The 5,570-nt window shown below is 73.1% G+C and carries 5 protein-coding genes; all 5 read left to right on the top strand.

The genetic code is table 11. The annotated features are described in order from the left end of the window. The first annotated feature begins 326 nt into the window (after positions 1–326). The 5 genes from AB0937_RS20250 (at position 327) to AB0937_RS20230 (ending at position 5,420) form a co-directional block, all read left to right on the top strand. Positions 327–698 carry a signal peptidase I gene (locus AB0937_RS20250; protein ID WP_366713424.1) on the top strand — a complete coding sequence of 124 codons (372 nt, stop codon included), beginning with the start codon at positions 327–329 and terminating at the stop codon, positions 696–698. 276 nt (positions 699–974) lie between these two features. Next, positions 975–1,892: a zinc metalloprotease HtpX gene (gene htpX / locus AB0937_RS20245; protein ID WP_366713423.1), complete on the top strand. Its 918-nt coding sequence runs from the start codon at positions 975–977 to the stop codon at positions 1,890–1,892. Between the two features lie 7 nt (positions 1,893–1,899). Beyond that, the gene (locus AB0937_RS20240; RefSeq protein ID WP_366713421.1) at positions 1,900–2,484 is read left to right on the top strand and encodes a hypothetical protein; all 585 of its coding nucleotides are present in this window, start codon (positions 1,900–1,902) and stop codon (positions 2,482–2,484) included. Positions 2,485–2,525: 41 nt separating this feature from the next. Beyond that, complete coding sequence (locus AB0937_RS20235) at positions 2,526–4,148, top strand: alpha/beta fold hydrolase (protein ID WP_366713420.1); 1,623 nt, start codon at positions 2,526–2,528, stop codon at positions 4,146–4,148. Positions 4,149–4,232: 84 nt separating this feature from the next. Continuing rightward, positions 4,233–5,420 carry a winged helix DNA-binding domain-containing protein gene (locus AB0937_RS20230; RefSeq protein WP_366713419.1) on the top strand — a complete coding sequence of 396 codons (1,188 nt, stop codon included), beginning with the start codon at positions 4,233–4,235 and terminating at the stop codon, positions 5,418–5,420. Positions 5,421–5,570 lie beyond the last annotated feature (150 nt).

Raw genomic sequence — 5,570 nt, 5'->3', positions numbered from 1 at the left:
TACCCGATACGACAAGACCGCCACTTCCTACGAAGCAGCGGTCTCTCTCGCATCGTTCCTGCTCTGGGCAAGATCCGTTTGAAGACGGACCCTAGGAGGGTCCGCAAAGTCGCGTCGTTCGCCCGGAGGGCGGGCCCCGCGGAGTTCGGTGCGTGCTCTCGGTGTGCCGGGCGGGCACCCGCGTACTGGTGGTACTCGGGTGTTCGCCCGGTGCGGCGAGAGGGGTCCCCCCTGCTCGAAGAGCTTGGGAGCGTGCCGGGCGTCCCGGGGGAGGCGGGACTTTGCGGACACCCCTAGGCCCCCGGCGGCTGCTAGCGTCCCGCGGCGTGAGTGACAGCGTGTATGTGGGGAACGCCGGCGAGGACGCGGCGCTGGATCGCGGATGGATCCTCGGGCACTTCAAGGACGCCGGGGATCCGCGGCGCAGTGAGGACGTGGAGATCAAGTGGGGTGTGCATCCCAAAGGGGATGAGCGGGCCGAGTGGGTTCGGGGTGAGGCGCGTACCGCGCTGCTCGTGCTGATCAGCGGGCGGTTCCGGGTGGAGCTGCCCGGGCGCGGTGTGCTGCTGGAGCGGCAGGGGGACTACGTCGTGTGGGGGCGCGGCGTCGGTCACTCGTGGGTCGCTGAGGAGGAGTCGGTGGTGCTGACCGTGCGGTGGCCGTCCGTCCCGGGATACGCCGTGGCCTCGGGCGGGTGACGCCTGTGCCCGCTCAGGATGCACGCGTCCTGCGCGTGAGCGGGGCGCCTGTGCCCGCTCAAGATGCACGCGTCCTGAGCGTGAGCGGGACGCCTGTGCCCGCTCAAGATGCACGCGTCCTGCGCGTGAGCGGGACGCCTGTGCCCGCTCAAGATGCACGCGTCCTGCGCGTGAGCGGGGCGCCTTTGCCCACTCTGGGGGTGCGCGCGACCCGCTCATGAGTGGGGCCGGTGCACACTGGCTGTGGGACGAGTGCGTGACTGCGGGGTGAGGCAGATGCACAGCCGCTTCCGGAGCGACCGGCGATTGACCACCCGGATGGGGATCACGCTGTTCCTGCTCGGACTGTTGTACGTGGGGTTCGTCGCCGCGTTGATCGTGCTGCTGAAGTCGTGGGTGCTCGTCGTGGTGGTCGCGGCGGCGCTGCTCGGCTCGCAGTACTGGTTCTCGGACCGCATCGCGCTGTACGCCATGCGCGGCCGGGTCGTGGAGCGGGACGAGTATCCCGAGCTGCACGGCGTGGTGGACCGGCTCTGTGCCATCGCCGACATGCCGAAGCCGGTCGTCGCCGTGTCCGAGATGGACATGCCGAACGCGTTCGCCACCGGGCGGAATCCCGATCACGCGGTGGTGTGCGTGACGACCGGGCTGCTGCGGCGGCTGGAGCCGGCCGAGCTGGAGGGCGTCCTCGCGCACGAGCTCTCGCACGTGGCGCACAAGGACGTCGCCGTGATCACGGTCGCCTCGTTCCTCGGTGTGATCGCCGGGCTGATCGTGCGGTTCGCCTTCTACTCGCAGCTGTTCGGCGGTGGCCGGAGGGACCAGAACACGGCGGCGGTCTTCGCCGCGGTGATGGGCGTGGCCGCTGCCGTGTACGCGATCAGCTTCCTGCTGATCCGGGCCCTGTCCCGGTACCGGGAGCTGGCCGCGGACCGGGCGGCTGCGCTGCTCACCGGCCGGCCCTCGGCGCTGGCCTCCGCGCTCACCAAGGTCTCCGGCGACATCGCCCGCATCCCGACCAAGGACCTGCGCACGGCCCAGGCGTTCAACGCCTTCTACTTCACGCCGGCGCTGGGCCGCGAGCCCGGTGTCGCACGGCTCTTCTCGACCCACCCGAGCCTGGAGCAGCGGCTCGACCAGCTGGGCCGGATCTCCGCCGAGCTGGGCGAGGCGGCGGCACCCGGAGGGGGCTGATCGGCGCATGGGGCTGCTGGACATCCTGCTCGGCCGGACGAAACCGGTCGTGCCGGATCTCGACCGGCTCTTCGCGCTGCCCTCGGCGGCCGTGACCCTGGAGGCAGCGGCCGGCTTCACGCCGACGGGGCAGGGCGCGGTGTGCTTCGCATCGGTCGAGGGCGCGGCCTTCGAGCAGTCCCACCGGGAAGTGCAGGCGCTGCTGGACGCCGACGCCGACCGCGACGGGCCGCCGGTGGAGCTGCGGCAGGACGACTACGGCTACTCCTGGCTGGTCTCGCACCGTCCCCCCGACCGGCTCTCCGACCTCGTGAACGACCTGCACGCCGTGAACAGCCAGATGGAGGTCAACGGGTTCGGACCCCAACTGCTCTGCTCCCTCGCCGGGTTCGAGGGCCCCGCCGGCCGGCGGCTCGCGCTGGTCTACCTGTACAAGCGCGGCACCTTCTATCCGTTCGCGCCCCTCCCGGACGGGGCGCAGCGGCGCGACAACGCGCTCGAACTGCAGGTGCGGGCCGCGCTCTCCGGCGATCTGCGCATCGAGCAGGACCTCGGCCGGTGGTTCCCGGTGTGGGGAGCACCGGGACTGTGAACTCCCCCTCGGGGGCGCGGCCCGCGTGAGTGAATGGCCGTATGAGTGAGGTCATCCCTTTCACGCACGTCGTCGGCGGTGAACGACTCAGCGGGGTGTCCACCGGCGACGGTGAGCCGGCCCGGGCGACGGTCGTGCTGCTGCACGGCGCGGGCAACGGCAGCAAGGAGCGGCTGGTGCCGCTGCTGGCCGAGTTCGCCGCCCACGGCTGCCACGCCCTGGCCTTCGACTTCTCGGGGCACGGTGAAAGCACGGGCCTGCTCCGGGAGTTGAGCCTGCGCCGCCGGTTCGAGCAGGCCGTCTCCGTCATCGACGCCCGCGCCCGGGCGGACGGGCCGCTGGTGCTGGTCGGGTTCAGCATGAGCGGCCAGACGGTGGCGGACCTCGTGCGCCACTACGGGGACCGGGTGGCGGCCCTGGGGCTGTGCGCGCCGGCCGTGTACGCGGGCGAGGCCTGGGACGTGCCGTTCGGCGGGGGCGACGGGCCGTTCAGCGAGATCATCCGCCGCCCCGGGAGCTGGCGCGCGTCCCCCGCCCTGGACGTGCTGCGGGTGTACGAGGGGCGGGCCGTGCTGGCCGTGCCCGGCACGGACGAGGTCATCCCGCCCGCCGTCACGGAAGCCCTCTCCGAGGCGCTGGCCCGTCGCGCGCAGTTCACCCACCGGGAACTGCCCGACGCGGAGCACCGCTTGGGCCTGTGGTTCCGCGATCATCCCGAGGACCGGGGCGAGTTCGTGACCGCCGTCCTGGCCGGGCTCGGTGAGCAGGGCTGGACTGCGACCCGGGCATGGGTCGCCAAGAAGCTCCCGGAGGGCCGTACGGTCGACCAGTGGGCCTTTCTGACCGGGGGCTGGAGCGCCCAGATGCGGCGGCTCGCCCTCGACGACGGCACCGAACTGGCGCTGCGCGCTTTCGTGAAGCCCTTCTTCCGGCGGCACGCGCCCGGGCTGCTGGCCCGCGAGGCGGAGATCCTCACACTGCTGGCGGAGCAGGAGGGCGTGCCGGTTGCCGAGCTGATCGGCGTGGACGCGACGGGTGAGCACTGCGACCACCCGTCGCTGCTGATGTCCGTGCTGCCGGGGCGGGTCCGGGTCGACGAGGAGGAGCTCGACGCGCGGGTGGACCTGCTGGCCGCCCAGTTGGCCCGGATCCACCGGGTCGTCCCCCGGGAGCTTCCGCGGACGTACCAGGCGTGGACGTCGCCGGGGGCGGTCCCGCCGGGGTGGGAGCGGGCCGTGGACGTCATCCGCCGCGATCCCCCGCCGTACGAGGGCTGTTTCCTGCACCGGGACTTCCACCCGGGGAACGTCCTGTTCACCGGGTCGGGGGCGAGGCTGCGGATCAGCGGGGTCGTCGACTGGGTGGAGACCTCCTGGGGACCGGCCGACCTGGACGTCGCCCATTGTTCGACGGCCCTCGCGCTGCTGCACGGCCCGGAGTACGGCCTCGGTTTCCGGGAGCGCTACGAGGCACAGGGCGGGCGGCTCTTGGCCGACGGCGCGGACCATCTCTACTGGCGGCTGCTCGACGCACTGGCCTACGTCCCCGATGCGGCGAGGCTGGCGGGGCCGTGGCGGGAGCTGGGCCGGACCGATCTGACGCCGGGGGTGCTGGGCGGGCGGCTGGAGGCTTATGTGACGGGGCTGCTGGAGCGGTACGGCTGAGGCGGCAGGCCGGTCACGGGCGACTGTCAGTGGCGTCCGCGATGATGCGGGTGGGTCGGAGGACGCGGCGAGTGGAGGCCGGGCATGGGTGGCGGAGCGCGGTACATGGGCGTGGCGGAGCGGCGGGCCCGGCTCGCGCTGCGGCACCGGCTGGCGGGGCGGGCCAGGGCGGGGACACCCGAGGAGGTCGCCGACGCGCTGGTCGCGCTGCACGGCACGGACCCGGCGACGGTGTACCTGGCCGTGGGCGCACGGCTCGCGGACCCCGCCGGGACCGTCGGGGAGACCGAGCGGGCCCTGTACGAGGACCGTCACCTGGTGCGGATGCACGGCATGCGGCACACGGTGTTCGTGTTCCCCACCTCGCTGGCCGCCGTCGTGCACGCCTCGACGGGGCTGGCCGTCGCCGCCCGGGAGAGGGCCTCGCTGCTCAAGCAGATGACGGCGTCCGGCGCGCCGGACGCGGCCTGGCTGAAAGAGGTCGAGGAATCGACGCTGGCGGCGCTCGCCCGGCGCGGACAGGCGACGGCCGATGAACTCGCCCGGGACGAGCCGCGCCTGCGGGAGCAGTTCGTGTACGCGGCCGGGAAGAGCTACGAAGGGCTGCACACGATCTCGACCCGGCTGCTGCGGGTGCTGGGCGTGGAGGGGAAGGTCGTACGCGGCCGGCCGCTCGGTTCGTGGACGTCGAGCCGGTTCCGCTGGGCCGTCGCGCCCGAGTATGCCGAGCTGGACACGGCTGAGGCGCAGGCCGAGCTGCTGGGGCGGTGGCTGCGGGCGTGTGGCCCGGCGACCGAGGCGGATCTGAAGTGGTGGACGGGGTGGCGCGTGACGGAGGTGCGCCGGGCCCTGGCCGCGGCCGGGGCGGAGGCGGTGTCACTGGACGAGGGCACGGGGTACGTGGCCGCGGGCGACGCCGACCCGGTTCCCGCGCCCGGGGAGCCCTGGGCCGCGCTGCTGCCCGGCCTTGACCCGACGGCGATGGGGTGGCAGCAGCGCGACTGGTATCTCGCGCCGGAGCTGCGCCCCCGGCTGTTCGACCGCAGCGGCAACGTCGGGCCGACGGTGTGGTGGAACGGACGGGTGGTGGGCGGCTGGGCGCAGCGACCGGACGGGGAGATCGTCTGGCGCCTCCTCGACGAGGAGGGCGTCGGCCGCGACGCCCGTGCGGCGATCGACACCGAGGCCCAGCGGCTGGCCGCCTGGCTGGGCACGACCAGAATCACCCCCCGCTTCCGCACCCCGCTGGAGAGGGAGCTGGCGAAGGGCTGACCATCTCGAGACGCACGGGCAGGTCGAGGTGGTCCTGTCCGTCAGGGCCTCCTGCCCCCGTCCGGTGCGTACACCCCGCTCGCGCCGCCACCGACGGAGAGGGAGCTGGCGAAGGGCTGACCATCTCGAGACGCACGGGCAGGTCGAGGT

This window comes from Streptomyces sp. NPDC047880 (assembly GCF_040706515.1).
Classification (GTDB): domain Bacteria; phylum Actinomycetota; class Actinomycetes; order Streptomycetales; family Streptomycetaceae; genus Streptomyces.
Note: the sequence above shows the minus strand (reverse complement) of the source record. Positions and strands in the feature narration are given on the sequence as shown.

What these genes read in the sequence shown, in the direction of transcription:
- htpX (WP_366713423.1), top strand. Translation starts at nt 975, where the DNA reads ATGCACAGCCGCTTCCGGAGCGACCGGCGATTGACCACCCGGATGGGG.
- AB0937_RS20240 (WP_366713421.1), top strand. Translation starts at nt 1,900, where the DNA reads ATGGGGCTGCTGGACATCCTGCTCGGCCGGACGAAACCGGTCGTGCCG.
- AB0937_RS20235 (WP_366713420.1), top strand. Translation starts at nt 2,526, where the DNA reads ATGAGTGAGGTCATCCCTTTCACGCACGTCGTCGGCGGTGAACGACTC.
- AB0937_RS20230 (WP_366713419.1), top strand. Translation starts at nt 4,233, where the DNA reads ATGGGTGGCGGAGCGCGGTACATGGGCGTGGCGGAGCGGCGGGCCCGG.